This is a genomic window from Leclercia sp. (assembly GCF_036780805.1).
Classification (GTDB): Bacteria; Pseudomonadota; Gammaproteobacteria; order Enterobacterales; family Enterobacteriaceae; genus Enterobacter.
This window is the reverse complement of the sequence record NZ_DAIQCE010000001.1, coordinates 1,538,573-1,564,465: the sequence shown is the minus strand read 5'-3', so window position 1 is coordinate 1,564,465 and position 25,893 is coordinate 1,538,573. Positions and strand designations below refer to the sequence as shown.

The 25,893-nt window shown below is 56.3% G+C and carries 24 protein-coding genes; 19 read left to right on the top strand and 5 right to left on the bottom strand.

From position 1 onward, the window contains the following. Positions 1 to 12: 12 nt before the first annotated feature. From fabD to ptsG, 10 genes are all read left to right on the top strand, one after another. Positions 13 to 942 carry an ACP S-malonyltransferase gene (gene fabD / locus V7Q49_RS07390; protein ID WP_333850086.1) on the top strand — a complete coding sequence of 310 codons (930 nt, stop codon included), beginning with the start codon at positions 13 to 15 and terminating at the stop codon, positions 940 to 942. Positions 943 to 955: 13 nt separating this feature from the next. Beyond that, a complete protein-coding gene (gene fabG / locus V7Q49_RS07385; RefSeq protein WP_032617552.1) occupies positions 956 to 1,690 on the top strand; it encodes a 3-oxoacyl-ACP reductase FabG in 735 nt (244 codons plus the stop codon). Between the two features lie 154 nt (positions 1,691 to 1,844). Next, complete coding sequence (gene acpP / locus V7Q49_RS07380; protein WP_003857954.1) at positions 1,845 to 2,081, top strand: acyl carrier protein; 237 nt, start codon at positions 1,845 to 1,847, stop codon at positions 2,079 to 2,081. Positions 2,082 to 2,172: 91 nt separating this feature from the next. Beyond that, positions 2,173 to 3,414, top strand: a complete 1,242-nt coding sequence (gene fabF / locus V7Q49_RS07375) for a beta-ketoacyl-ACP synthase II (protein ID WP_166182149.1) — start codon at positions 2,173 to 2,175, stop codon at positions 3,412 to 3,414. A 142-nt stretch (positions 3,415 to 3,556) separates the two neighbouring features. Further along, positions 3,557 to 4,366, top strand: coding sequence for an aminodeoxychorismate lyase (pabC, locus tag V7Q49_RS07370; protein WP_333850085.1), 810 nt, complete (start codon positions 3,557 to 3,559; stop codon positions 4,364 to 4,366). 2 nt (positions 4,367 to 4,368) lie between these two features. Further along, the gene (gene yceG, locus V7Q49_RS07365; RefSeq protein WP_333850084.1) at positions 4,369 to 5,391 is read left to right on the top strand and encodes a cell division protein YceG; all 1,023 of its coding nucleotides are present in this window, start codon (positions 4,369 to 4,371) and stop codon (positions 5,389 to 5,391) included. Further along, positions 5,381 to 6,022, top strand: a complete 642-nt coding sequence (gene tmk / locus V7Q49_RS07360; protein ID WP_333850083.1) for a dTMP kinase — start codon at positions 5,381 to 5,383, stop codon at positions 6,020 to 6,022. Before yceG ends, tmk begins: the two co-directional genes overlap by 11 nt. Further along, the gene (gene holB / locus V7Q49_RS07355; RefSeq protein WP_333850082.1) at positions 6,019 to 7,023 is read left to right on the top strand and encodes a DNA polymerase III subunit delta'; all 1,005 of its coding nucleotides are present in this window, start codon (positions 6,019 to 6,021) and stop codon (positions 7,021 to 7,023) included. Before tmk ends, holB begins: the two co-directional genes overlap by 4 nt. A gap of 10 nt (positions 7,024 to 7,033) precedes the next feature. Next, a complete protein-coding gene (locus V7Q49_RS07350) occupies positions 7,034 to 7,828 on the top strand; it encodes a metal-dependent hydrolase (protein WP_333850081.1) in 795 nt (264 codons plus the stop codon). 297 nt (positions 7,829 to 8,125) lie between these two features. Then, positions 8,126 to 9,559: a PTS glucose transporter subunit IIBC gene (gene ptsG, locus V7Q49_RS07345; protein ID WP_333850080.1), complete on the top strand. Its 1,434-nt coding sequence runs from the start codon at positions 8,126 to 8,128 to the stop codon at positions 9,557 to 9,559. A gap of 138 nt (positions 9,560 to 9,697) precedes the next feature. On the opposite strand, the gene fhuE is transcribed toward ptsG, so the two are convergent. Next, the gene (fhuE, locus tag V7Q49_RS07340; protein WP_333850079.1) at positions 9,698 to 11,878 is read right to left on the bottom strand and encodes a ferric-rhodotorulic acid/ferric-coprogen receptor FhuE; all 2,181 of its coding nucleotides are present in this window, start codon (positions 11,876 to 11,878) and stop codon (positions 9,698 to 9,700) included. Between the two features lie 352 nt (positions 11,879 to 12,230). Here fhuE and hinT point away from each other — a divergent pair, with 352 nt between their 5' ends. The 8 genes from hinT (at position 12,231) to V7Q49_RS07300 (ending at position 18,322) form a co-directional block, all read left to right on the top strand. Next, the gene (gene hinT, locus V7Q49_RS07335; RefSeq protein ID WP_146145498.1) at positions 12,231 to 12,590 is read left to right on the top strand and encodes a purine nucleoside phosphoramidase; all 360 of its coding nucleotides are present in this window, start codon (positions 12,231 to 12,233) and stop codon (positions 12,588 to 12,590) included. Between the two features lies 1 nt (position 12,591). Then, on the top strand, positions 12,592 to 12,966 hold the full coding sequence (locus tag V7Q49_RS07330; protein ID WP_333850078.1) for a YcfL family protein: 375 nt from the start codon (positions 12,592 to 12,594) through the stop codon (positions 12,964 to 12,966). Between the two features lie 10 nt (positions 12,967 to 12,976). Next, positions 12,977 to 13,627, top strand: coding sequence for a penicillin-binding protein activator LpoB (gene lpoB, locus V7Q49_RS07325; protein ID WP_333850077.1), 651 nt, complete (start codon positions 12,977 to 12,979; stop codon positions 13,625 to 13,627). Beyond that, positions 13,608 to 14,432 carry a thiamine kinase gene (thiK, locus tag V7Q49_RS07320; protein ID WP_333850506.1) on the top strand — a complete coding sequence of 275 codons (825 nt, stop codon included), beginning with the start codon at positions 13,608 to 13,610 and terminating at the stop codon, positions 14,430 to 14,432. Before lpoB ends, thiK begins: the two co-directional genes overlap by 20 nt. Positions 14,433 to 14,443: 11 nt before the next feature. Then, positions 14,444 to 15,469: a beta-N-acetylhexosaminidase gene (gene nagZ, locus V7Q49_RS07315; protein WP_333850076.1), complete on the top strand. Its 1,026-nt coding sequence runs from the start codon at positions 14,444 to 14,446 to the stop codon at positions 15,467 to 15,469. Positions 15,470 to 15,503: 34 nt separating this feature from the next. After that, positions 15,504 to 16,046, top strand: a complete 543-nt coding sequence (gene ycfP / locus V7Q49_RS07310; protein WP_333850075.1) for an alpha/beta hydrolase YcfP — start codon at positions 15,504 to 15,506, stop codon at positions 16,044 to 16,046. Between the two features lie 233 nt (positions 16,047 to 16,279). After that, positions 16,280 to 17,584: an NAD(P)/FAD-dependent oxidoreductase gene (locus V7Q49_RS07305; protein WP_333850074.1), complete on the top strand. Its 1,305-nt coding sequence runs from the start codon at positions 16,280 to 16,282 to the stop codon at positions 17,582 to 17,584. A gap of 198 nt (positions 17,585 to 17,782) precedes the next feature. Next, on the top strand, positions 17,783 to 18,322 hold the full coding sequence (locus V7Q49_RS07300) for a glycine zipper 2TM domain-containing protein (RefSeq protein WP_333850073.1): 540 nt from the start codon (positions 17,783 to 17,785) through the stop codon (positions 18,320 to 18,322). A 493-nt stretch (positions 18,323 to 18,815) separates the two neighbouring features. Here the strand turns inward: V7Q49_RS07300 and V7Q49_RS07295 are convergent, their stop codons facing one another. Next, complete coding sequence (locus V7Q49_RS07295; protein WP_333850072.1) at positions 18,816 to 19,451, bottom strand: TetR/AcrR family transcriptional regulator; 636 nt, start codon at positions 19,449 to 19,451, stop codon at positions 18,816 to 18,818. A gap of 241 nt (positions 19,452 to 19,692) precedes the next feature. On the opposite strand from V7Q49_RS07295, the gene bhsA reads away from it, so the two are divergent. Continuing rightward, positions 19,693 to 19,950: a multiple stress resistance protein BhsA gene (gene bhsA, locus V7Q49_RS07290; RefSeq protein ID WP_333850071.1), complete on the top strand. Its 258-nt coding sequence runs from the start codon at positions 19,693 to 19,695 to the stop codon at positions 19,948 to 19,950. 64 nt (positions 19,951 to 20,014) lie between these two features. Here the strand turns inward: bhsA and ldtC are convergent, their stop codons facing one another. The 3 genes from ldtC to V7Q49_RS07275 form a co-directional block, all read right to left on the bottom strand. Beyond that, positions 20,015 to 20,968 carry a L,D-transpeptidase LdtC gene (gene ldtC, locus V7Q49_RS07285; RefSeq protein ID WP_333850070.1) on the bottom strand — a complete coding sequence of 318 codons (954 nt, stop codon included), beginning with the start codon at positions 20,966 to 20,968 and terminating at the stop codon, positions 20,015 to 20,017. 154 nt (positions 20,969 to 21,122) lie between these two features. After that, on the bottom strand, positions 21,123 to 24,569 hold the full coding sequence (gene mfd / locus V7Q49_RS07280; protein ID WP_333850069.1) for a transcription-repair coupling factor: 3,447 nt from the start codon (positions 24,567 to 24,569) through the stop codon (positions 21,123 to 21,125). A 119-nt stretch (positions 24,570 to 24,688) separates the two neighbouring features. Then, positions 24,689 to 25,762 carry an acyltransferase family protein gene (locus tag V7Q49_RS07275; RefSeq protein WP_333850068.1) on the bottom strand — a complete coding sequence of 358 codons (1,074 nt, stop codon included), beginning with the start codon at positions 25,760 to 25,762 and terminating at the stop codon, positions 24,689 to 24,691. Between the last annotated feature and the right edge of the window lie 131 nt (positions 25,763 to 25,893).

The window sequence follows — 25,893 nt, the reverse complement described above, 5'->3', positions numbered from 1 at the left end:
AAGGATAAAAAAATGACGCAATTTGCTTTTGTGTTCCCCGGCCAGGGTTCTCAGGCCGTTGGAATGTTGTCTGACCTGGCGGAGCAGTATCCGGTCATTGAAGAGACCTTCCGTGAAGCGTCGGATGCTCTGGGCTACGATCTTTGGGCGCTGACCCAGCAAGGGCCAGCCGAAGAGCTGAATAAAACCTGGCAGACCCAGCCTGCACTGCTGACCGCATCGGTCGCACTGTGGCGCGTATGGCAGCAGCAGGGTGGCAAAGCGCCAGCGCTGCTGGCCGGTCACAGCCTGGGTGAATATTCTGCGCTGGTATGCGCTGGGGTGATTGCGTTTGCTGATGCCGTGCGTCTGGTTGAGCTGCGCGGTAAATTTATGCAGGAAGCGGTGCCGGAAGGTACGGGCGGCATGTCGGCCATTATTGGTCTGGATGATGCTTCCATTGCCAAAGCCTGTGAAGAATCTGCAGAAGGTCAGGTGGTTTCTCCGGTAAACTTCAACTCGCCGGGCCAGGTGGTTATCGCCGGTCATAAAGAAGCGGTTGAACGTGCAGGCGCAGCCTGTAAAGCTGCAGGCGCCAAACGTGCGCTGCCGCTGCCGGTGAGCGTGCCATCGCACTGCGCGCTGATGAAGCCTGCCGCTGAGAAGCTGGCAGTAGAGCTGGAAAAAATCACCTTCAACGCACCGACTGTTGCGGTGGTGAATAACGTTGATGTGCAGTGCGAAACCGCGCCAGAGGCTATCCGCCATGCACTGGTTCGCCAGCTGTACAGCCCGGTTCAGTGGACCAAAACCGTTGAGTTTATGGCATCCCAGGGCGTTGAGCACCTGTATGAAGTGGGCCCGGGTAAAGTCCTCACCGGTCTGACCAAACGTATTGTTGATACCCTGACCGCGTCGGCCATTAATGAGCCGGAAGCCCTGTCAGCGGCACTCGCGCAGTAAGAAGAGGAATACCATGAGTTTTGAAGGAAAAATCGCACTGGTCACTGGTGCAAGCCGCGGTATTGGCCGTGCTATCGCTGAGACCCTCGTCGCGCGCGGCGCGAAAGTGATCGGCACCGCGACCAGCGAAAGCGGCGCGCAGGCGATCAGCGAGTACCTGGGTGCGAACGGTAAAGGTCTGATGTTGAATGTGACCGATCCTGCATCTATCGAATCTGTTCTGGGAAATATTCGCGCAGAATTTGGCGAAGTGGATATTCTGGTCAATAATGCCGGAATCACTCGCGACAACTTATTGATGCGAATGAAGGATGATGAGTGGAGCGATATTCTCGAAACCAACCTGTCATCTGTGTTCCGTCTGTCAAAAGCGGTAATGCGAGCTATGATGAAGAAGCGTCATGGGCGTATTATCACTATCGGTTCTGTGGTTGGTACCATGGGAAATGCTGGTCAGGCTAACTACGCTGCGGCGAAAGCAGGTCTGATCGGTTTCAGTAAGTCGCTGGCACGCGAAGTTGCGTCCCGCGGGATTACTGTAAACGTTGTTGCTCCGGGCTTTATTGAAACGGACATGACGCGTGCGCTGACCGATGAGCAGCGTGCGGGTACGCTGGCGGCAGTTCCAGCGGGTCGTTTAGGCGACCCTAAAGAAATCGCCAGCGCGGTTGCATTTTTAGCCTCTGACGAAGCGAGTTACATCACTGGTGAAACTCTCCACGTCAACGGCGGAATGTACATGGTTTAATCACGTTAGAAAATATTTGCGTTATTAGGGCGAATAGCCTCAAAATAACGTAAAATCGTGGTAAGACCTGCCGGGATTTAGTTGCAAATTTTTCAACATTTTATACACTACGAAAACCATCGCGAAAGCGAGTTTTGATAGGAAATTTAAGAGTATGAGCACTATCGAAGAACGCGTTAAGAAAATTATCGGCGAACAGCTGGGCGTTAAGCAGGAAGAAGTTGTGAACTCCGCTTCCTTCGTTGAAGACCTGGGCGCAGATTCTCTTGACACCGTTGAGCTGGTAATGGCTCTGGAAGAAGAGTTTGATACTGAGATTCCGGACGAAGAAGCTGAGAAAATCACCACCGTTCAGGCTGCCATTGATTACATCAACGGTCACCAGGCGTAAGTGAGCATCTCCAGGCGGTCATTCGACCGCCTGTGTTTTTTCTTTTGTAGTCCCTCGATTTTCTTTTTTTATCCCTCCCTGGAGGACAAGCGTGTCTAAGCGTCGTGTAGTTGTGACCGGACTTGGCATGTTGTCTCCTGTCGGCAATACCGTAGAGTCTACCTGGAACGCTCTCCTTGCCGGTCAGAGTGGCATCAGCCTAATCGACCATTTCGATACTAGCGCCTATGCAACGAAATTTGCTGGCTTAGTAAAGGATTTTAACTGTGAAGAGATCATCTCGCGCAAAGAACAGCGCAAGATGGATGCCTTCATTCAATATGGAATTGTCGCTGGCGTTCAGGCCATGCAGGATTCTGGCCTTGAAATTACGGAAGAGAACGCAACCCGTATCGGCGCCGCTATCGGCTCCGGGATTGGCGGTCTTGGCCTGATTGAGGAAAACCACACCTCTCTGGTGAATGGTGGTCCACGTAAAATTAGCCCGTTCTTCGTTCCGTCAACGATTGTTAACATGGTGGCAGGTCACCTGACCATCATGTTTGGCCTGCGTGGTCCAAGCATCTCGATTGCCACTGCCTGTACGTCCGGTGTGCATAACATCGGCCAGGCGGCGCGCATTATCGCCTATGGCGATGCCGATGCGATGGTTGCAGGCGGTGCAGAAAAAGCCAGTACCCCGCTGGGTGTCGGCGGCTTCGGCGCGGCGCGCGCGTTGTCCACCCGCAACGATAACCCGCAGGCGGCAAGCCGTCCGTGGGATAAAGACCGTGATGGTTTTGTGCTGGGTGACGGTGCGGGTATGGTCGTACTGGAAGAGTACGAGCATGCGAAAAAACGCGGCGCGAAAATCTATGCTGAAATCATTGGCTTCGGCATGAGCAGCGACGCTTACCACATGACCTCTCCGCCGGAAGACGGGGCAGGTGCTGCACTGGCAATGGTTAACGCGATCCGCGACGCGGGTATCGAACCGGGCCAGATTGGCTATGTGAATGCGCACGGTACCTCCACGCCAGCAGGCGACAAAGCAGAAGCGCAGGCCGTTAAGTCTGTGTTTGGCGATGCGGCCCGCCGCGTGATGGTAAGCTCGACCAAATCCATGACCGGACACCTGTTGGGTGCGGCGGGTGCAGTAGAATCCATCTACTCCATCCTTGCGCTGCGCGATCAGGCTGTTCCGCCGACCATCAACCTGGATAACCCGGATGACGGTTGCGATCTGGACTTCGTTCCGCACGAAGCGCGTCAGGTGAGCGGTCTGGAGTACACCCTGTGTAACTCCTTCGGCTTTGGCGGCACCAACGGCTCTCTGATCTTTAAAAAGGTCTGAGGCTGACAGCCGGGGCGGTTTATCGCCTTCCCGGCACATCGATAAAAAAGGTCCGCTTGTCGGGCCTTTTTTATTCGGTTTTATTCCCTTGTCCCCGGCCCGCCTTCCTGCCAGACTATTCGACCATTTAAAAGGAGCCATCATGTTCTTGATCAATGGCCTACCCCAGGAAACGCTGCCGGCAAGCGACAGGGCTATTCAGTTTGGTGACGGCTGTTTCACCACGGCACGCGTTATTGCGGGTCAGGTCTGTCTGCTGGATGCCCATCTGCAACGCTTGCAGAAAGCCTGTGAAAAACTGCTCATCCCCTTCGTTGAGTGGGCAGCATTACGGCGTGAAATGGTTGAGCTGGCCCAGGGGAATGACCGCGGCGTGCTGAAGGTCATTATCAGCCGGGGCAGTGGCGGCAGGGGATACAGCGCGGCGAACTGCCTGCACCCGGTGCGACTCCTTTCGGTGTCGGCCTATCCCGCCCATTATGACAGCTGGCGTCGCGAGGGCATTGTGCTGGCTTTAAGCCCGGTGCGACTGGGACGTAACCCGCAGCTGGCCGGGATAAAACACCTTAACCGGCTTGAACAGGTGCTGATCCGCACCCATCTTGAACAGACCAGTGCCGACGAGGCGCTGGTTCTTGACAGCGAAGGGGTCATTACGGAATGCTGTGCGGCGAATTTATTCTGGCGTCAGGGGAACGAGGTTTTCACTCCCCGGCTGGATCAGGCAGGCGTCAACGGCCTGATGCGCCAGTTTTGCCTGCAGCAGCTGGCGCTCGCAGGATATCGTGTCGTCGAAGTGCAGGCCCATGAGGCAGCGCTGGCTGAGGCCGACGAGATGGTGATCTGCAACGCGCTAATGCCCGTCGTGCCGGTTCGGCAGTATGGTTCTCAGCGTTTTTCATCGCGTGAGTTGTACGCATTTTTAGCCCCTCTGTGTGAGCAAACCAGATAGTCATGAAGAAAATGTTGCGCTTTATTCTCCTCATCCTTGTCGTGCTGGGCATTGCCGCGGGTGTGGGGATGTGGAAAGTTCGCCAGCTGGCGGGCAGTCAAATCCTGATCGCTGATGAGACGATCTTTACCCTGAAACCGGGCACCGGGCGGCTGGCACTGGGCGAGCAGCTGTACGGCGAGAAGATCATTAACCGTCCGCGGGTGTTCCAGTGGTTGTTACGCGTACAGCCTGAGCTGTCGCATTTCAAAGCCGGTACCTATCGCTTTACGCCGGGAATGACCGTCAAAGAGATGCTGCAGCTGCTTGAGAGCGGTAAAGAGGCGCAGTTCCCGCTGCGTTTTGTGGAAGGGATGCGCCTGAGCGACTACCTGAAACAGCTCCGCGATGCTCCTTACATCAAACATACCCTGCAGGATGACAGCTATGCCACCGTCGCTGCGGCCCTGAAGTTTGAGCATCCTGAGTGGGTGGAAGGGTGGTTCTGGCCGGATACCTGGATGTACACCGCGGGCACCACGGATGTGGCATTGCTGCAGCGTGCGCATAAAAAGATGGTTGAAGCGGTGGACAAAGCCTGGGAAGGGCGGATGGAGAATCTGCCGTATAAAGATCAAAACCAGTTCGTCACCATGGCCTCGATCGTCGAGAAAGAGACGGCGGTCGCCAGCGAGCGGGATCAGGTTGCCTCGGTATTTATCAATCGCCTGCGTATCGGCATGCGTCTGCAGACCGATCCGACGGTGATTTACGGAATGGGTGAGAATTATCAAGGCAAAATATCGCGTAAAGACCTGGAAACCCCAACCGATTATAATACCTATGTCATTAGCGGTTTACCCCCGGGACCGATTGCCACACCGGGTCAGGCATCGTTGAATGCCGCCGCGCATCCGGCAAAAACGCCGTATCTCTATTTCGTCGCGGACGGAAAGGGTGGACATACGTTTAACACCAATCTTGCCAGTCATAATCGTTCGGTCCAGGACTATCTGAAGGCACTTAAGGAAAAAAATGCGCAGTAATTACATCGTCATTGAGGGGCTGGAAGGCGCCGGGAAAACCACCGCACGTGACGTGGTGGTCGAGACGCTTAAACAGTGTGGCATCGAAGAGATGATCTTCACCCGCGAACCGGGCGGCACCCAGCTGGCTGAAAAACTGCGCAGCCTGGTTCTGGACATCAAATCGGTCGGGGATGAAGTCATTACCGATAAAGCCGAAGTGATGATGTTCTACGCCGCACGCGTCCAGCTGGTCGAAACCGTCATCAAACCTGCGCTGGCGCGGGGATGCTGGGTGATTGGCGACCGCCACGATCTCTCGACCCAGGCGTACCAGGGCGGCGGACGCGGCATTGACCAGCAGATGCTCGGCACGCTCCGTGATGCCGTCCTCGGTGATTTTCGCCCGAACCTGACGCTTTACCTCGATGTGACGCCTGAAGTGGGTCTGAAACGCGCCCGCGCCCGCGGCGAACTGGATCGTATCGAGCAGGAGTCGTTGGACTTCTTTAACCGCACTCGTGCCCGTTACCTTGAGCTGGCCGCCCAGGACAGTTCGATCCGCACCATCAATGCGACCCAGCCGCTGGAGGATGTGATGAACGACATTCGCCAGACGGTCACCGACTGGCTGAAGGAACAACAGGCATGAAATGGTACCCATGGTTGCGCCCGCACTTTGAACAGCTGGTGAACAGCTATCAGTCCGGTCGGGGGCATCATGCGTTACTGATCCAGTCGCTGCCGGGCATGGGCGATGAGGCGCTGATCTACGCCATCAGCCGTTTTCTGATGTGCCAGCAGCCGCAGGGACACAAAAGCTGCGGTCAGTGCCGCAGCTGTCAACTGATGCAGGCGGAAACGCACCCGGATTATTACGCGCTGGAGCCAGAGAAGGGCAAGACAACGCTGGGCATCGATGCGGTACGTGCGGTGAGTGAAAAGCTCTACGAACGCGCGCGGCTCGGCGGGGCGAAAGTCGTCTGGCTGAAAGATGCCGCCCAGCTTACCGAGGCGGCGGCCAACGCGCTGTTAAAAACCCTCGAAGAGCCGCCGGAAAATACCTGGTTCCTGATGGCCTGCCGCGAACCTGGACGGCTGCTGGCAACGCTGCGCAGCCGCTGTCGTCTGCATCATCTTAGCGTGCCGCAGGAGGCCTGGGCCATCAGTTGGTTAGCGCGAGAAGTGACAACGTCACAAGAGGCGGCACTGAGCGCGCTGCGTCTGTGCGGTGGTGCGCCTGCCGCGGCGCTGGCTCTGCTACAGCCCAACGTTCAGACGCAACGGGAACAACTCTGTCAGGCGCTCGACGCAGTGCCGGACAGCGGCGACTGGCTGAGCCTGCTCCCGGTCCTGAACCATGAGCAAGCGCCGGATCGTCTGCACTGGCTGGCAGCCCTGCTGCTGGATGCCCTTAAAATTCAGCAGGGGGCGACCCTGCTGAGCAATGCTGATGCCTGGCCGCTGGTTAATTGTCTGGCGCAGCGCCTGCCGGGTGTGGCATTGCGGGCTATCCTTCATGATGTCTGCCAGTGTCGTGAACAACTACTCAGCGTAACGGGGCTGAATCGGGAGCTTGTCCTGACCGACCTGTTACTCACTATCGAGCATTACCTGCAACCGGGCACGACGCTGCCTGTATCCCTTCTCTGAGAGAGACATTATGTTTTTAGTCGACTCACACTGCCATCTCGATGGCCTGGATTATCAATCCCTGCATAAAAACGTCGATGACGTGCTGGCCAAAGCCGCCGCCCGCGATGTGAAATTTTGTCTGGCAGTCGCCACGACGATACCTGGCTACAAAACCATGCGCGAGCTGGTGGGCGAGCGCGACAACGTGGTCTTCTCCTGCGGCGTGCATCCGCTCAACCAGGACGAAGCCTACGACGTTGAAGATTTACGCCGTCTGGCGGCGGAAGAGGGCGTGGTCGCGATGGGGGAAACCGGTCTGGATTATTTTTACACACCGGAAACTAAAGCCCGCCAGCAGGCGTCTTTCCGCGACCATATCCGCATCGGGCGGGAGCTGAATAAACCGGTGATCGTCCACACCCGCGACGCGCGCGCCGATACGCTGGCGATCCTGGCAGAAGAAAAGGTGACGGATTGCGGCGGCGTACTACACTGTTTCACAGAAGACAGAGAAACAGCGGGTAAGCTGCTGGATTTGGGTTTTTATATCTCGTTTTCCGGGATCGTGACGTTCCGTAACGCCGAGCAGCTTCGGGATGCCGCACGCTACGTGCCGCTCGATCGTCTGCTGGTGGAAACAGATTCCCCTTATCTGGCACCGGTACCGCATCGCGGTAAAGAAAATCAGCCCGCGATGGTACGGGATGTGGCCGAGTACATGGCCGTATTAAAAGGCGTCGATGTTGAAGAACTGGCACGCATTACCACCGACAACTTTGCCAGTCTGTTTCACATCGATCCCTCCCGCCTGCAATCTGCCTGATTACTCTATTTTTTTATGGCTCGTAATTAATAGCCAAAACGAGTAAAGTTCACCGCCCAAGTGGGGGCGGTGAAGACCTTTATAGAAACATTTGGCAATCTGTTTTGTAAAAATCTGAAAGTTTTTCAGCTGCCCTGCGCTGAAACGTGATAGCCGTCAAACAAAGATACGCGGATTTATTTTACTCTGTGTAATAAATAAAGGGCGCTTAGATGTCCTGTCCACGGCACGGTTCTCCCCCCGGGCCAATGCGTGAAAACGTAAAAAAAGCACAAATACTCAGGAGCACTCTCAATTATGTTTAAGAATGCATTTGCTAACCTGCAGAAGGTCGGTAAATCGCTGATGCTGCCGGTATCCGTACTGCCTATCGCAGGTATCCTGCTGGGCGTCGGTTCTGCAAACTTCAGCTGGCTGCCAGCCGTAGTTTCTCATGTGATGGCCGAAGCAGGCGGTTCTGTTTTTGCTAACATGCCACTGATCTTCGCCATCGGCGTTGCGCTTGGCTTCACCAATAACGACGGCGTATCTGCGCTGGCCGCTGTAGTTGCCTACGGCATCATGGTTAAAACCATGGCTGTGGTTGCACCTCTGGTACTGCACTTACCACCGGAAGAGATCGCGGCTAAACACCTGGCGGACACCGGGGTTCTGGGCGGTATCATCTCGGGTGCTATTGCGGCATATATGTTTAACCGCTTCTATCGCATCAAGCTCCCTGAGTACCTGGGCTTCTTTGCAGGTAAGCGTTTTGTTCCAATCATCTCTGGTCTGGCGGCGATTTTCACTGGCGTGATCCTCTCCTTTATCTGGCCACCGATTGGTTCCGCGATCCAGACCTTCTCCCAGTGGGCTGCGTACCAGAACCCGGTTGTGGCGTTCGGTATCTACGGCTTCATTGAGCGTTGCCTGGTGCCGTTCGGTCTGCACCACATCTGGAACGTTCCTTTCCAGATGCAGATCGGCGAATACACCAACGCAGCAGGTCAGGTCTTCCACGGCGACATCCCTCGCTACATGGCAGGCGACCCAACTGCAGGCAAACTGTCTGGCGGCTTCCTGTTCAAAATGTACGGCCTGCCGGCTGCTGCGATTGCAATCTGGCACTCTGCTAAACCAGAGAACCGTGCAAAAGTGGGCGGTATCATGATCTCCGCAGCGCTGACCTCGTTCCTGACCGGTATCACCGAGCCGATCGAGTTCTCCTTCATGTTCGTTGCGCCGATCCTGTACATCATTCACGCTGTACTGGCTGGCCTGGCGTTCCCAATCTGTATCCTGCTGGGTATGCGTGACGGTACGTCCTTCTCTCACGGCCTGATCGACTTCATCGTTCTGTCCGGTAACAGCAGCAAACTGTGGCTGTTCCCAATCGTGGGTGCGTGCTATGCGGTTGCGTACTACACCATCTTCCGCGTGCTGATCAAAGCACTGGACCTGAAAACTCCGGGTCGTGAAGATGCGTCAGAAGACACCAAAGCAGGCGCGACCAGCGAGATGGCTCCGGCTCTGATCGCAGCATTCGGCGGCAAAGAGAACATCACTAACCTGGACGCATGTATCACTCGTCTGCGTGTGAGCGTTGCTGACGTCGCTAAAGTTGACCAGCCTGGCCTGAAAAAACTGGGCGCAGCAGGCGTAGTTGTTGCAGGTTCCGGTGTACAGGCTATCTTCGGTACTAAATCCGATAACCTGAAAACCGAAATGGATGAGTACATCCGCAGCAACTAAGTTGTGACCTGGGGAGACTAAGGCAGCCGAATGGCTGCCTTTTTTATTGTCTGTTGTGTGAAATGCAGTCGCCACCCGGCAAACCGCGCGCACAAAAAAGGGAGCCATCAGCAGGCTCCCTTATTCACTTTTGACGACTTAGAAATCGTAGCTTGCGCTTACGGAGACATTCAGCGGCGCTCCGTAAACCACGTAAGATCCAGCATAATCGTAGTAATCTTTGTTAAACAGGTTATTCACGTTCGCCTGCAGGGCAAAGTCTTTGGTCACCTGATAACGGCTGAAGAGGTTAACCAGCGCGTAGCTGCCCTGTTCTGCACGGTCACGGCCTGCCGGACCGCCGTCCACTTCGTTCCAGATCTTGTTCTGCCAGTTAACCCCACCCCCTACGGCCAGTTCTGGCAGCATTGGCAGTTGATAACGGGTGAACAGTTTCATGGTGGTACGCGGCTGATCGGAGCTGACGGCATCACCGTGCTTATCTTCAGCGATGTAGCGTGTTGCGCCAAAGGTCAGCTGCCAGTTATCGGTTAACGCGCCGTTTAGCTCAAACTCTACCCCTTTACTGACCACGCCATCCAGCGACTCATAGATAGACTCACCGCTTGGCATGTAGGTGTAGGTATTGCTGGCAACGTTATCCTGCTCGATACGGAACACGGCGAGGGAGGTGGTGAGACGGGTGTTAAACCAGTCGGCCTTCACGCCCGCTTCGTAGCTCTTACCGGTGGTTGGGTCAATATAACGGCCAGAGGCGTCACGCTTGTCCTGCGGCTGGAAGATGGAGGTATAGCTCGCGTAGGCAGACCAGGCGTCGTTGATGTCGTAGACCAGACCCGCATACGGCGTCACTTCGTCTTTGGTGCTCTTCAGACGGGTATCCGGGGAGCCCGCCGGGTTGTAGCGAATATCATAGTTGGTGTAACGCGCCCCGACGATCAGGTGCAGAGGATCCGCCAGCGAGAAGCGGGCAGAGGTATAGGCGGAGGACTGACGAATATCATCCTGGCTGTAAAGCTTCCACGGGGTCCACTGCGGATCCGCGATATTGCCATTCCAGTCCTTGAAGCTGCCCACATCGACCATGCCATACAGCGCATCCGGCATCGAGTTGTCGTAATGGTTACGCTGACGGCTGAAGCTGCCACCAAACATCATTTCGTGCTGACGACCAAACAGATCGAAACCACCGCGCAGGAAGGCATCCACCGCATCCTGTTTACGCTCACCGCGGTTCCAGCCGCCGTAGCCCACCATACCCAGCCCGGTATCCCGATCCGGATAGCCGGACATGTACATCAGTTTGGAGTCGAAGTTAGTATCGGCGTGCATGCCGTTGATATGCGCCTCCCAGCCGTTGTCGAAACGCTGGGTCAGGTTGGCGAAGATTTTGGTGTTGTCTTTATTAGAGTAGGCCCAGTCCGGTGCTACCGAGGTGCTTTTACCATAATGGGTTTTGCTGCCGTCGCTGTACCAGGTCGGCAGGCCGCCCCAGGTTGGCGCGTCGGTTTCGCTCTCCTGATATTCATAGCCCAGTGAGACGGTGGTGCTGTCGGTTAGATCTGCATCCACCACGCCGTAGATGAATTTTTTACGGTAGTGGGCGTTATCCAGCCAGGTGTCGTTGTCCTGATAGCCGGCGATCATGCGTCCACGCACTTTGCCAGACTCCACCAGCGGGGCCTGCAGGTCCAGCACATAGCGCTGTTTATCCCAGCTGCCGTAGGTGGCCGAGACGTTACCTTTGAATTCGTTGCTGTCGGCGTGCTTACGCACCATGTTGACATAGGCCGCCGGGTTACCGGTACCGGACATCAGACCGGTCGCACCGCGCACCACTTCGATCCTGTCGTAAATGGCGGTATCGGCAGCCGTGTCGCCAAAGTTCCACACTTCGCTGATCGAGGTCGGCAGATCGTCATAGGCGTAGTTATTAACGAAGAAGCCGCGGGAGTAGAAGACGGTACGATCGCTGTCCTGCACCTGGGCGGTCACCCCGGTGGTGTTCGTCAGCACCTGGCCCACAGAGAGCAGGTTCTGGTCAGCCATACGCTGCTGGCTGATGACGCTCACCGACTGCGGAATATCACGCGGAACCAGCAGCAGTTTGGTGCCGGTAGTGGTGGTCTTGACGCTGTAGTCCTGATCCTGGCTGGCATCAGTCGTTTGTGTATCGAAACCGCCATCAACAACAACGGTATCTTCGGCGGCGGCGAAACTGGTGGCTGGCATCAATGCCATAGCAATGCAGACTGCCAGCAACGAAGGTGTTGCGTCAGACCACGATTGCCCTTCCCTGGATTGAATGGTGAAAGACATCATCAAACCCTTAATAAACGGTGAATGGTGTGCATCAGTCCCGTCTGAACGGGCTGAAGTGATTTTTGTAGGTATAAATTGCGCATGAAAATGCAAATGCGAAATATACGCATTCAGATTAACCCTGTAAACAGATGTTGCTAAGCTATATGAAATAATGTTTCAGGCCTGGCAGAGGAGAGCTGGTCAAATCGCGAGCAAATCAGACCTGTAGCGTAAAGAATTCGAGGGATAAGGTTGAAAGGATTGGAGAAAGTCGCTCATACTCTTCAGTTGTATCACATCCTCATGCGCCTGCACCGAGTGGGTTATCTCCGGGCACGTCGCCAGATTAATGAATAAGGAAAACCTCATGGCTGAAGAAACCATTTTCAGTAAAATTATCCGCCGCGAGATCCCGGCAGATATCGTCTATCAGGATGAACTGGTTACTGCTTTTCGCGACATCTCTCCGCAGGCGCCGACCCACATCCTCATTATTCCTAATATTCTGATTCCGACGGTAAATGACGTGAAAACTGAGCATGAACTGGCATTAGGCCGTATGCTGACAGTAGCAGCGAAAATTGCTGAGCAGGAAGGCGTGGCTGAGGACGGTTACCGTTTGATCATGAACTGTAACCGCCACGGTGGTCAGGAAGTTTATCATATTCATATGCATCTGCTCGGTGGTCGTCCGCTGGGGCCGATGCTTGCGCATAAAGGTCTTTAAGATGCCCGGTGGACGGATTGCGATGCTGTTAATGATGGTGGTGCTGGCGGGATGTAAATCTCAGCCCGCGATCCCCGTCAATGATGAACAAACATTAGTGATGGAGTCATCTGTGCTGGCAGCGGGCATTACCGCTGATAAACCGTCGCTGACCACCAGCGAGATCCAGCCGTCTGCCTCCTCCACGCTGTTTAATGAAAGACAAGAGTCCGTTACCGTCCATTACCGTTTTTTCTGGTATGACGCCAGAGGCCTGGAAATGCACCCGCTTGAGGCGCCGCGCAGCGTGACCATCCCGGCGAAGTCGTCGGTCACGCTCTACGGCAGCGCCAACTATCTGGGTGCCCATAAGGTCAGACTTTATCTCTATCTCTAAGGGGTGATCCTTGATTAAAAATTTCAGTCGTTACGCGCTGGTCACGGCTTTTGCACTGTTCCTTTCGGGATGTATCAGCCGTACCGAGCAGCCGCCTGCACCGGTCGAAGAGGTGAAACCGGGCGCACAACAGCCGGTCCAGCCAACACAGCCTGTTCCCACCGTGCCAACCGTGCCGTCAGTACCGGCGCAGCCTGGCCCGATTGAGCATCAGGAAGAGACCGCTCAGCCTGCGCCACGTGAACGTCATTACGACTGGAACGGCGCAATGCAGCCGATGGTCGCTAAGATGTTGCAGGCTCAGGGCGTTAACGCAGGCAGCGTGCTGCTGGTGGACAGCGTCAACAACCGCACTAACGGCAGCCTGAACGCCGGGGAAGCCACCGAAACCCTACGCAATGCGCTGGCGAACAACGGCAAATTTACTCTGGTGTCGGCGCAGCAGCTGGCGGTGGCCAAGCAGCAGTTAGGTCTTTCTCCGCAGGACAGCCTGGGCTCGCGCAGTAAAGCGATCGGCATTGCCCGCAACGTAGGGGCACAGTATGTGCTTTACTCCAGCGCGACCGGTAACGTCAACTCGCCAGCCCTGCAAATGCAGCTGATGCTGGTTCAGACAGGTGAAATTATCTGGTCGGGTAAAGGTGCAGTTCAGCAACAATAATCTGACGCGCGACACGCTGCTGTCGCGCTTTTTCCCGCAGTATCGCCTTCTCGCGCCGCAGACCCACGCCGGGTTGAGCGGCGCGAGTTGCATTATTGAGCACGCCGGGCGGCGGCTGGTGCTGCGTCAGTATCACGCCGCGCTGGCTACGCCAGCCCATTTTCGCCGTCAGTACCATGCGCTACGCCATCTTCCCGTCGACATTGCTCCCCAGCCGCACTTTTATAGCCCTGGCTGGATAGCCGTCGATTATCTGACCGGTGAGATCAAAACCACGCTACCCGCCGCACCCGCACTGGCTGCGATGCTGTATCATCTGCATCAGCAACCCCGATTTGGCTGGCGTATCACTCTGGCCCCGCTGCTGGAGCAGTACTGGCTACAGGCCTCGCCATCCCGGCGCACGCCGTTATGGCTGCGATGGCATAAGCGGCTGCAAAAACGGGGTGAGCCGCGACCGCTGCGCCTCGCGCCGCTGCATATGGACGTTCATGCGGGTAATATCGTGCATACGGACTCCGGCAGTCGGCTGCTGGACTGGGAATACGCCGGAGACGGTGACGTTGCGCTGGAGCTGGCCAGCGTCTGGACCGGGAGTGACGCCCAGCGTCAGCAGCTGCTCGCCGCCTACGGCGAGATTGCCCGGCTTGAGTTGACCCGGCTGCAACGTCAGGTGAAACGCTGGCGTCCGTGGGTGCTGATGCTGATGGCCGGCTGGTTTGAGCTGCGCTGGCAGCAGTCACAAGACAAACATTTTATTGCGCTGGCCGATGAGATCTGGCGCCAGTTAGAAACGACAGAATAAGAGAGGTTCGTGTGGGTCCGGTCATGTTAGATGTGGAAGGTTATGAGCTGGATGCGGAGGAGCGCGAGATCCTGGCGCATCCGCTGGTGGGTGGCCTGATCCTGTTTACGCGCAATTATCACGATCCGGCGCAGCTGCGCGAGCTGGTGCGCCAGATCCGCGAAGCATCTCATCACCGTCTGGTGGTGGCAGTGGATCAGGAAGGCGGTCGCGTGCAGCGTTTTCGCGACGGCTTTACCCGTCTGCCCGCCGCTCAGTCGTTTGCCGCGTTACTCGGGCTGGAAGAGGGCGGCAAACTGGCGCAGGAGGCCGGCTGGCTAATGGCCAGTGAGATGATCGCCATGGACATTGATATCAGCTTCGCGCCGGTGCTGGACGTGGGCCATATCAGCGCCGCTATCGGCGAGCGCGCGTACCATGAGGATCCGCACAAAGCGCTGCAGGTGGCGACCCGCTTTATCGACGGGATGCACGAAGCCGGCATGAAAACCACCGGCAAACATTTCCCGGGTCATGGCGCTGTGACGGCGGATTCCCACAAAGAGACCCCGCGCGACCCGCGCCCACAGGCAGAGATCCGCGCCCGGGATATGTCGATTTTCAAATCGCTCATCACCGACAACAAGCTCGACGCCATTATGCCTGCCCATGTGATCTACACCGATGTCGATCCCCGTCCGGCCAGCGGCTCGCCGCACTGGCTGAAAACCGTCCTGCGTCAGGAGCTGGGCTTCAACGGCGTGATTTTCTCGGACGATCTGTCGATGGAAGGGGCGGCGATCATGGGCAGCTACGCGGAACGCGGTCAGGCATCGCTGGACGCGGGTTGCGATATGATCCTGGTCTGCAATAATCGTAAAGGCGCAGTGAGCGTGTTAGATAACCTGTCGCCGATCAAGGCTGAACGTGTTACACAATTGTATCATAAAGGTTCTTTTAGCCGTCAGGAGCTGCGGGATACAGCACGCTGGAAAACCGTGAATGCGCAGCTTGAGGCGCTTCATGAGCGCTGGCAAGCGCATAAAGCGGGGCAGTGACCCCTCCTGGCAAGCGTAGTGTGGCGAGGATACGATGATCATCTATTTGCACGGTTTTGATTCGAACAGTCCCGGTAATCACGAGAAAGTACTGCAGCTGCAGTTTATCGACCCGGATGTACGGCTGATTAGCTACAGCACGCGCCATCCGAAGCATGATATGCAGCATCTGCTGAAGGAAGTGGACAAAATGCTGCAGCTGAACGTTGACGAGCGTCCGTTGATCTGTGGCGTTGGCCTCGGGGGGTACTGGGCAGAGCGTATTGGGTTCTTATGTGATATTCGTCAGGTGATGTTCAACCCGAACCTGTTCCCGAACGAGAACATGGAGGGTAAGATCGACCGGCCAGAAGAGTACGTCGATATCGCCACCAAGTGCGTGAGCAACTTTCGCGAGAAGAACCGCGATCGCTGTCTGGTGATCCTCTCCCGCAACGATGAGGCGCTGAACAGCCCGCGCGCCGCGGAGCTGTTGCACCACTACTACGAAATTGTCTGGGATGAAGAGCAGACGCATAAGTTCAAGAATATTGCCCCCCATCTGCAGCGCATCAAAGCGTTCAAGACCTTAGGTTAATTCCTGATTTCACCCTGAGCCCGGCCACGTTACGTGAGCCGGGCTCTCTTTTTGCTAAGCTTGTGTAAATTTTAAGCGGCAAAACTTGATGCATATCAATTTTGGTATGACCAATGCACCGAACATGTTATTCTCATGGCTGTTGAATGGTTTCAGTGCTGTAACTTGTTGTTAACTAAAGGTTATTTTCATAACTTTTAGTTAACAATTGGTTAATAATTTAGGGGGTCACGTTGACTACGCCATTGAAAAAGATAGTGATTGTGGGTGGTGGTGCTGGCGGTCTGGAACTGGCAACGCAGCTGGGTAAGAAGCTTGGACGCGGTAAAAAAGCCAAAGTTACGCTCGTCGATCGCAATCACAGCCACCTGTGGAAACCGCTGCTGCACGAAGTGGCAACCGGTTCTCTGGATGAGGGCGTTGACGCGCTGAGCTATCTGGCGCATGCCCGCAACCACGGCTTCCAGTTCCAGCTGGGCTCGGTGATGGATATCAACCGTGAAAGTAAAACCATTACCCTGGCAGAGCTGCGTGATGAGAAGGGCGAACTGCTGGTGCCGGAGCGCAAGCTTCCGTATGACACGCTGGTAATGGCGCTGGGCAGCACCTCCAATGACTTCAACACCCCGGGCGTGAAAGAGAACTGCATCTTCCTCGACAACCCGCATCAGGCGCGTCGTTTCCATCAGGAGATGCTGAACCTGTTCCTGAAGTATTCCAATAACCTTGGCGCAAGCGGCAAGGTGAACATCGCCATCGTTGGCGGCGGCGCGACCGGCGTTGAGCTCTCTGCAGAGCTGCACAATGCGGTCAAACAGCTGCACAGCTACGGCTACAAAGGGCTCACTAACGAGGCGCTTAACGTGACGCTGGTAGAAGCGGGTGAACGTATTCTACCTGCACTGCCGCCACGTATCTCTGGCGCAGCCCACAACGAGCTGACCAAGATGGGCGTGCGCGTTCTGACTCAGACTATGGTGACCAGCGCCGATGCACATGGCCTGAACACCAAAGATGGCGAACACATTGACGCCGATCTGATGGTCTGGGCGGCGGGCATCAAAGCGCCTGATTTCATGAAAGAGATCGGCGGCCTGGAAACTAACCGCATCAACCAGCTGGTGGTGGAGCCGACGCTGCAAACTACCCGCGATCCGGACATTTACGCCATTGGCGACTGCGCGTCTTGCGTCCGCCCGGAAGGTGGATTCGTGCCACCGCGCGCTCAGGCCGCTCACCAGATGGCCAGCCTGGCGCTGCATAACATTCTGGCGCAGATGAAAGGCAAAACCCTGAAGAACTACGTCTATAAAGACCACGGTTCCCTGGTGTCGCTCTCAAACTTCTCCACCGTGGGCAGCCTGATGGGTAACCTGATGCGCGGCTCGATGATGGTAGAAGGGCGTATCGCGCGCTTCGTCTACATCTCGCTGTACCGTATGCATCAGGTTGCGCTGCACGGTTACTTCAAAACCGGGCTAATGATGATCGTGGGCAGCATCAACCGCGTGATCCGACCGCGGCTGAAACTGCATTAAAACCCACACCCCCTCCGCACTTGCCGGAGGGGTTTTTTCAGCATATCACACTGCTAATCTCCCCTCAGAAGCCTAAGAGTTCTCCTAATCACGCTTTTTTTCCGCTTCTAACCACATTTTTGCTCCCTTATCTGATTTGCTAATGACTCCCTTTCGTCGCAGAATTGTTACCAATAGCAACAAAAAGGAGAACGTCCCATGAATAAATCCATGGTGGCAGGTATAGGGATTGGCGTGGTTGCCGCGTTAGGCGTGGCGGCAGTAGCCAGTCTCAATGTCTTTGAACGTGGCCCACAATATGCGCAGGTGGTTTCGGCGACACCGATTAAAGAGACGGTAAAAACACCGCGTCAGGAGTGTCGTAACGTGACCGTGACGCACCGTCGTCCGGTGCAGGATGAAAACCGCATTGCCGGTTCCGTACTGGGTGCGGTGGCGGGTGGCGTAATTGGTCATCAGTTTGGTGGCGGACGCGGTAAAGATGTCGCCACGGTAGTGGGCGCGCTGGGCGGCGGTTATGCCGGCAACCAGGCGCAAGGCGCTATGCAGGAGCGCGACACCTACACCTCGACGCAGCAGCGTTGTAAAACGGTGTATGACAAATCAGAAAAAATGCTCGGCTATGATGTGACCTACAAAATTGGCGATCAGCAGGGCAAGATCCGCATGGATAAAGATCCTGGCACGCAAATTCCACTCAACGGTGATGGTCAGCTGGTACTGAATAACAAAGCATAAAAAAATCTGTTCTCTGCGTTTAGCTCCCCATTCGCTCAGGCTGGGGAGCTTTTTTTGTCCATAAAAAAGACCTTAACGCCTGCGGGAATAGTCGCGGCAATAAGGTCTTTCTTAGGGATACTGCGGGGTATAAGGTGGTTACAGGTCAAATTCGTGATACTGGCGCAGTAACATAAATCCTGTTATCAGTACGGAAATAAAAGCAAATAACACTGACCCACCACATAAGACCCAGAGACCAAATAATAATGTAATTACCATTAGCACCTTGAAAAAGGGTAATAGCAAAATCATTTTTATTCTCCTTTTGGATGTGAATAGCCAGAACAACTCCGTTATCACTCATACACCTAATCATTAGCACATCAATAATCACCCGTTAAGGATAGGCAAGCGGCAGAGTGGCGGTGATAGTTTTTGACTATCACTGTAAAAGGTTTGGCTGAAGAGGGATCACAACAGGTGAGATCAGGGCGGCAGACCGCCCTGATGGTCAGGCTTTAAGTAATTCAGGCCACAAATGCAGAGTGATTTGCGTGATGGTTTGCAGTTTTTCAAGACTGGCGCCTTCCCGGGCGCTGATCGACATCCCCTGCAAAATGCAGCTCAGATACTGGGCTAATGTCTGCGGATCGCACTGGGCGGGGATCTCACCGCGCTGCTGGCGCTGCTCGAGAAACCGGCACAGCGTCTCTTCCTGCATCGCATGGCGAGACTTAACCGTGTGGGCAATCTCTTCTGATGATGCCGCCAGCGTCGCTGACGTATTAATCATAAAACAGCCCGCGGGAGTATCTTTGCTGGTAAAGCAGGTCGCCACCGCGGTGAAATAGTCTTTCAGGGCGTCTTCGACACGCTTCTCTTCGCAAAACAGCTGCGCCTCATGGCGGGCGGCGAAACGGCTGATATAGCGATCCAGCACCGCGCGGAACAGCCCCTCTTTATTGGTAAATTCTGCATACAGCGTAGGCGCTTTGGCTCCCGTCGCTGCGACCAGGTCGGCCAGCGATGTCGCTTCATACCCATGCTGCCAGAACAGCGTCATGGCCTTATCCAGCGCCGCTTCCCTGTCGAACACTTTTGGTCGGCCACGGCTTTTTTTCGCGCAACTCGTATCATCGGTTGTCATGAGCCGTTGTACCTCTGTTGGTTTGTTGAGTGACCATTATAAAAATAATCCCTTCTTGCAGCCAGCGTTGAATTCATAAAATTAATTTCATCATATCAATATGAATTTAAACGCTTTTAAATTTATTTTAACGATCGTTATAAAAAGAATTTGACCGTGATGCAGATCACATTTATCATTTAGTTATCGATCGTTAAGTTAATGCTTGCGACCTCCCCAACACTTTCATAAGGTTCATAACATGAAAAACGTAAAAACGCTGATCGCCGCTGCCGTACTAAGCTCACTCTCATTTGCCAGCTTCGCCGCCGTACAGGTTCAGTCTACCCCTGCGGATCAACAAAAAGTGGGTACCATCTCCGCAAACGCCGGGACTAACCTGGGCTCTCTGGAAGATCAGTTAGCGCAAAAAGCGGATGAAATGGGTGCGAAATCGTTCCGTATCACTTCCGTTACCGGCCCGAACAACCTGCACGGTACTGCGGTGATCTACAAATAAGCATGGCTTAACCCTCATTAATGCCACTGCGAAAAAAACGCCCTGCAAATGCAGGGCGTTTTTTTTATAGCGCCTGAGTTTCCGGATGTCGGGTAACATCCACCGGCATTCCCGAGCGGGCCTCCATCGCACGCTCCATCACCGTTTCGTCTGAGCTGGCTTTGAAGCCCTGCTGAGCGGCATTCAGGACAATCGGCAGGGTTTGCGGATCGTCATTCAGCTGTTTCGACAGGGGTTGATGTACCTCCACCAGCCGCACGCCGCCGGGCTCCTCTGACACCTTGATCGGCGTATTCATGATATTCACTTTGGTACCGGGCTGGATGACGCGGAACAGCGTCTCAATGTCATTGTCACGCAGGCGAATACAGCCGGAGCTGACGCGCATGCCTATGCCAAAATCGGCGTTGGTGCCGTGCAGCAGATAAACCCCACCGTAGGCCGCAAGGCGGATCGCATGATGCCCCATCGGGTTTTCCGGCCCGGCAGGCACCACTGCAGGCAGATCGATACCCTGGGCTTTATAGCGGGCGCGGATATTGGCGGTCGGGGTCCAGGTGGGGTTGGCGCGTTTGTCCGACACCGTGGTGACCATGGTTGGCGTCAGGGTATCGCCCCCCAGCTGGCCAATGCCGATTGGGTAAACCGTCACCTCATTTTTACCCGGCGGGTAATAGTAGAGACGCAGTTCGGCCAGGTTGATCACAATCCCTTCCCGCGGCGCGTCCGGGAGCAGGGTTTGCAGCGGGATGGTCAGTACGCTGCCCGCGCGGGGAACGTAGGGATCCACCCCGGGGTTAGCCTGCAACAATGCCAGAAAGCCGACGTTATATTTTTTGGCGATCGCTTCCAGCGAGCCGCCGTTATTTTCCACCACGTGAAAGCGGTTCTCGCCCACGAGACGGCTGCCTGCCGGGGGCAGGGGCCAGGTATTGGCTTGCGCAGGCAGAGCAAGCGCCAGGGTCGAGAGGAGCGCAACTGCCGATATCCAACGGGTAAAACGCGAAGTCGTCATCATCACCAGAATCCATAGCAATAAAGATTATTAATATTTTGAAGTTAATTGATAATTATGGCGAATGTGCGTGTCGGGAAATCCAGGCGGATTGCAAAGAGTTGTAAATGATGCGGGGAAATCAGGCCGGGCGATGGCAGGATCGCCCGGCAGGGGCTCAGGCGACGGCGTTCTCTTCCAGCTGTCGCATAAAGTTACGCACCCACTCCATGCGGATTTTGCGTTCCGCCAGATCCTGGGTGAATTTCAGACGCGTCGGGCCGTCCAGGCGGTAGTGCTGAGGCTGCTTCTGCAGCAGGCCAATCAGCCACATCGGATCGACATGGTTCTTCTCGGCAAACTCAATCATGCCGCCTTTGTCATTCCCTTCCAGCTTACGGATCCCCAGCTTCTGCGCCTGCTGGCGTAGACGGGCAATATCCAGCAGGTTGCGTGCCGCATCCGGCAGTAAACCAAAGCGGTCGATCAGCTCCACTTTAATTTCATCCAGGCTGGCTTCGTCTTTGGCGCTGGCAATACGCTTGTAGAACGACAAACGGGTATTCACGTCCGGGATAAAGTCATCCGGCAGCAGGGCCGGCATCCGCAGCTCCACCTCCGTTTGCTGGCTGGTGAGATCTTCCAGCGACGGCTCGCGCCCCGCCTTCAGGGCATCGACGGCATTTTCCAGCAGCTCCATATACAGCTGGAACCCGATGGTCTCCATCGATCCGCTCTGATCTTCACCCAGCAGTTCGCCCGCGCCGCGGATCTCGAGGTCGTGGGTCGCCAGCGCAAAGCCCGCACCCAGATCTTCCAGCGAGGCGATAGCTTCAAGACGTTTTTGCGCATCGGTGGTCATCGCTTTCGGATGGGGGGTCATCAACCAGGCATAGGCCTGATGGTGCGAACGGCCAACGCGACCGCGCAGCTGGTGGAGCTGGGCCAGACCGAAGTGGTCCGCCCGCTCAATGATGATGGTATTGGCGGTAGGAATATCAATCCCGGTTTCGATGATCGTGGTACAAACCAACACGTTAAACCGCTGGTGGTGGAAGTCATTCATCACCCGTTCCAGCTCACGCTCGCGCATCTGCCCGTGGCCAATGGCGATCCGCGCCTCCGGCACCAGCTCCGCCAGCCGGTCAGCCGCTTTCTGAATATTCTCCACGTCGTTGTAGAGATAGTAGACCTGGCCGCCGCGCAGAACTTCACGCAGGATCGCCTCGCGTACCACCAGGTCATCGTATTCACGGACAAAGGTTTTCACCGCCAGACGACGGGCCGGTGGGGTGGCGATAATCGACAGATCGCGCATGCCGCTCATCGCCATGTTCAAGGTACGCGGGATCGGCGTGGCGGTGAGGGTCAGGATATCGACATCGGCGCGCATCGCTTTAATCCGCTCCTTGTGGCGCACGCCAAAGCGGTGCTCTTCGTCGACGATCAGCAGCCCGAGGTCTTTCCACTTCACGTCGCTTTGCAGCAGCTTGTGGGTGCCGATCAGAATGTCGATCTTGCCCTCGCTGGCCTGCTCCAGAATCTGCGCCTGCTCTTTGGCACTGCGGAAACGGGACAGCATCTCAATGCGCACCGGCCAGTTGGCAAAGCGGTCGCGGAAGTTATCGTAGTGCTGCTGCGCCAGCAGGGTCGTCGGCACCAGCACCGCCACCTGCTTGTTGTTCTCAACCGCGAGGAAGGTGGCGCGCATCGCCACTTCGGTTTTCCCGAAGCCCACGTCGCCGCACACCAGGCGATCCATTGCCAGCGGCTGGCACATGTCGCTGAGCACGGCATTGATCGCCTGGGCCTGGTCCGGCGTGGTTTCAAATGGGAAGCTGTCGCAGAACAGCTGATACTGTTCTTTATCGTGCTTAAAGGCGTAGCCGGACTTGGCCGCGCGCTGGGCGTAAATATCCAGCAGCTCTGCCGCCACGTCGCGCACTTTTTCCGCCGCTTTCTGCCGCGCCCGCGCCCAGGCGTCACCACCGAGTTTATGCAGGGGCGCATTCTCTTCCGCACCGCCCGCATAGCGGCTGATCAGGTGCAGGGAGGAGACCGGCACATAGAGTTTGGCGTCGTTGGCATACATCAGCATCAGGTACTCGCCCTTGATGCCACCGGCCTCGAGAGTGGTCATCCCCGCGTAACGGCCCACGCCATGCTCGAGATGGACAATCGGCTGGCCGGGATGCAGCTCCGCCAGGTTGCGGATCAGGGTGTCCGGGTTGATGGTGCGGCGACTGTCCTGGCGACGGCGCGCCACGCGCTCGCCCAGCAGATCGCTTTCGCAGATCAGCGCCAGGTTATTGAGCGTATCGATGAAGCCATGCTCGGCCGCGCCGATCATCAGATAGCGCCCGGTGCCGTTGGCCTCGTCCAGACGCAGGATCCGCTTCGGTGCCACTTTGATACGGCTGAGCAGCTCGCCCAGCGCCTCGCGGCGGCCCTCGCTTTCGACCGAGAAGATCACCGGCCCGGTGAAGGCCTCGAGGAATTTACGCAGGTTATCCAGCGGGGATTTATTCTGCGCCTGCACCGCGAGGTCCGGCAGCGGCTGATACGCCAGATTGGTATTGGCGGCTTTGTCCGGCAGGTTTTCAGTTTTGAGCTGCATGCGCGGCCAGCGTTTCAGCTCGCTGAACAGCTCGTCGGTGCGCAGCCACAGCAGCTCAGGCTCCAGCAGCGGGCGCATCGGATCCACGCCGCGGTTCTCAAAGCGGGCGCGGGTTTCACTCTCAAAACGGTTGGCGCTAGCCTCCAGATCGCCGGTGTTCAGCACCAGGGTATTGGCCGGGAAATAGCTGAACAGGGCGGGCAGCGGCTCGCTGAAGAACAGCGGCTGCCAGTATTCGATCCCCGTCGGCAGGGTGCCTTTGCTCACCTGCTGATAGATATGCTCGGCGTCGCGCTTGACCTCAAACTTATCGCGCCATTGGCTGCGGAACAGCTCGATGGCGGTCTTGTCGGTCGGGAACTCGTGCGCTGGCAGCAGGTTGATAGCCTCCACTTCCTCCAGCGTGCGCTGGGTGTCGGCGTCAAACAGGCGCAGGCTGTCGATTTCGTCATCGAAGAAATCCAGGCGGTACGGCAGAGCGCTGCCCATCGGGAAGAGATCGAGCAGGGCGCCGCGGGTGGCGTATTCTCCGTGCTCCATCACCTGATCCACATGGCGATAGCCCGCGCTGTCGAGCTGGACGCGCAGGGCATCCCGCGACAGGCGCTGGCCCTTTTTCATCACCAGCGCATGCCCGTGCAAATAGCTGTGTGGGCAGACGCGCTGCATCAGAGTATTGACCGGCACAATCAGCACGCCGCGCTGCATGGTGGGCAGCTGATAGAGCGTGGAGAGGCGCGAGGAGATAATCTCCTGGTGCGGGGAGAAGCTGTCGTAGGGCAGGGTCTCCCAGTCGGCAAGGCTGGTGACCAGCTGATCGGTAAACTGGCGGATCTCATCATGCAGACGCAGGGCATTTTGCATATCCGGTGCGACCAGCACCACCGGTCCCTGATGGCGCTCTGCGATCTCCGCAACCAGCGTGGCGCAGGCTGCCCCGGTCAGTTCACCCAACTGGCGTTGGTCGCCCGCTTTGCCGGGCAGGGAAAAACGATATTGTTCAGGCATGGCTTTGTCAGGATCTCTTATTGGGCATATCACTGAAACACAATGTCTTTATTATCCTTGATCGTTTTACATTAGCAAACCGTAACCGCACGCAGCGTGAAGAGGCCCCCGCAGGGGCGTTAGCGCGTGGCCTGAACCGGCGTCAGACGGGCAGGCGGGGTAAAGAAGAAATCCCCGGTCAGCGCAGTGGAGAGCTTACGCGCGCCCAGCCCTACCAGGGTGCAGACCAGCAGGCTGGCAAAGGGATACAACAGCACCAGCGCCAGCTCCGCCCACACCGGCCAGGTTCCGCTGTTAAGCTGATGGATCATGACCAGGCTGGCCCCTTCAATCAGAATGCGGTGGGTGGTGTAGATGGCAATGGTGTTCGAGCCCACCACGTTCAGCAGGTTGTCAGGCCCCACGGTAAAACGCTGCTCAAGGCGGTAGAACAGGGCCATGATCAGCAGGATCGACAGCAGCGACAGCGGCAGGGGAACGCCCACGAACCATAGCACCACGGAGACCACCCCGAACGCCGCCACCGCCAGCGCGTCACGACGCCACACCCGGGTCTGCATCCACGCCATCAGCTGCACCCCGTACCAGGCCCCGAGGCTGTAGTAGATCATATTGCGCACCACGCTGTTCATTCCCCACCACGGCAGCGGTACAAAGTTGATCGCGATGCTGACCAGCGCCAGCAGCCCGATGAGCGGCAGCTTCCAGCGGCTCAGCAGCTTGCAGAGGGTGAAATAGACCACCAGGGCGTAGAGATACCACAGGCTGGTGCTGGCGGTGAGCATTCCGGTGATAAAGCCGCTCAGCGAGTCGGCATAGGCGGCATTCGACGCGGTATTGAGATCCCGCTCCGGTGCCAGCCACGCATTCAGATGGGTCAGCGCCTGCCACTGCAGTACGCCCCACAGCGCCAGCACCCAAATAATGCTCCAGAGCCGTTTGTCGAGGCAGGTTTTCCAGTCCACCTCGTCAATATAGCGCCGGACCAGATACCCCGAGATAAAGAAGAACACCGGCATGCGGAAGGGGGCGAGATAAAGATTGAACGTCACCCAGCATTTGGCGATCAGCACCGAAAGCGGCGCGCGCAGGGCCTCGAGGTGAGGATAAAAGGTGATCACCGAGTGGTAAATCACCACCAGGCAGATGCACAGTCCTTTTATCTGATTAATCCATAGTGCTTTTTGTTTCATCGCTTACCGGGTCCTGTTTTGTCTTCATCGAAAGGGGTAAGTGTGTTGAGCGGCTTGCGGGATGTAACGGGTAAGAGTCTGTAAGCGGACGATTTTCAGAAAAACTGCAAAGCGCGCGGTGATAAAGGGGA

Bases quoted from the DNA above. Each gene is read 5' to 3' on its own strand.
- hinT (WP_146145498.1), top strand. From the start codon at position 12,231: ATGGCTGAAGAAACCATTTTCAGTAAAATTATCCGCCGCGAGATCCCG.
- holB (WP_333850082.1), top strand. From the start codon at position 6,019: ATGAAATGGTACCCATGGTTGCGCCCGCACTTTGAACAGCTGGTGAAC.
- V7Q49_RS07350 (WP_333850081.1), top strand. From the start codon at position 7,034: ATGTTTTTAGTCGACTCACACTGCCATCTCGATGGCCTGGATTATCAA.
- yceG (WP_333850084.1), top strand. From the start codon at position 4,369: ATGAAGAAAATGTTGCGCTTTATTCTCCTCATCCTTGTCGTGCTGGGC.
- fabD (WP_333850086.1), top strand. From the start codon at position 13: ATGACGCAATTTGCTTTTGTGTTCCCCGGCCAGGGTTCTCAGGCCGTT.
- ldtC (WP_333850070.1), bottom strand. From the start codon at position 20,968: ATGATGACGACTTCGCGTTTTACCCGTTGGATATCGGCAGTTGCGCTC.
- pabC (WP_333850085.1), top strand. From the start codon at position 3,557: ATGTTCTTGATCAATGGCCTACCCCAGGAAACGCTGCCGGCAAGCGAC.
- tmk (WP_333850083.1), top strand. From the start codon at position 5,381: ATGCGCAGTAATTACATCGTCATTGAGGGGCTGGAAGGCGCCGGGAAA.
- fhuE (WP_333850079.1), bottom strand. From the start codon at position 11,878: ATGTCTTTCACCATTCAATCCAGGGAAGGGCAATCGTGGTCTGACGCA.
- bhsA (WP_333850071.1), top strand. From the start codon at position 19,693: ATGAAAAACGTAAAAACGCTGATCGCCGCTGCCGTACTAAGCTCACTC.
- acpP (WP_003857954.1), top strand. From the start codon at position 1,845: ATGAGCACTATCGAAGAACGCGTTAAGAAAATTATCGGCGAACAGCTG.
- ptsG (WP_333850080.1), top strand. From the start codon at position 8,126: ATGTTTAAGAATGCATTTGCTAACCTGCAGAAGGTCGGTAAATCGCTG.
- ycfP (WP_333850075.1), top strand. From the start codon at position 15,504: ATGATCATCTATTTGCACGGTTTTGATTCGAACAGTCCCGGTAATCAC.
- fabG (WP_032617552.1), top strand. From the start codon at position 956: ATGAGTTTTGAAGGAAAAATCGCACTGGTCACTGGTGCAAGCCGCGGT.
- V7Q49_RS07330 (WP_333850078.1), top strand. From the start codon at position 12,592: ATGCCCGGTGGACGGATTGCGATGCTGTTAATGATGGTGGTGCTGGCG.
- V7Q49_RS07295 (WP_333850072.1), bottom strand. From the start codon at position 19,451: ATGACAACCGATGATACGAGTTGCGCGAAAAAAAGCCGTGGCCGACCA.
- V7Q49_RS07300 (WP_333850073.1), top strand. From the start codon at position 17,783: ATGAATAAATCCATGGTGGCAGGTATAGGGATTGGCGTGGTTGCCGCG.
- mfd (WP_333850069.1), bottom strand. From the start codon at position 24,569: ATGCCTGAACAATATCGTTTTTCCCTGCCCGGCAAAGCGGGCGACCAA.
- V7Q49_RS07275 (WP_333850068.1), bottom strand. From the start codon at position 25,762: ATGAAACAAAAAGCACTATGGATTAATCAGATAAAAGGACTGTGCATC.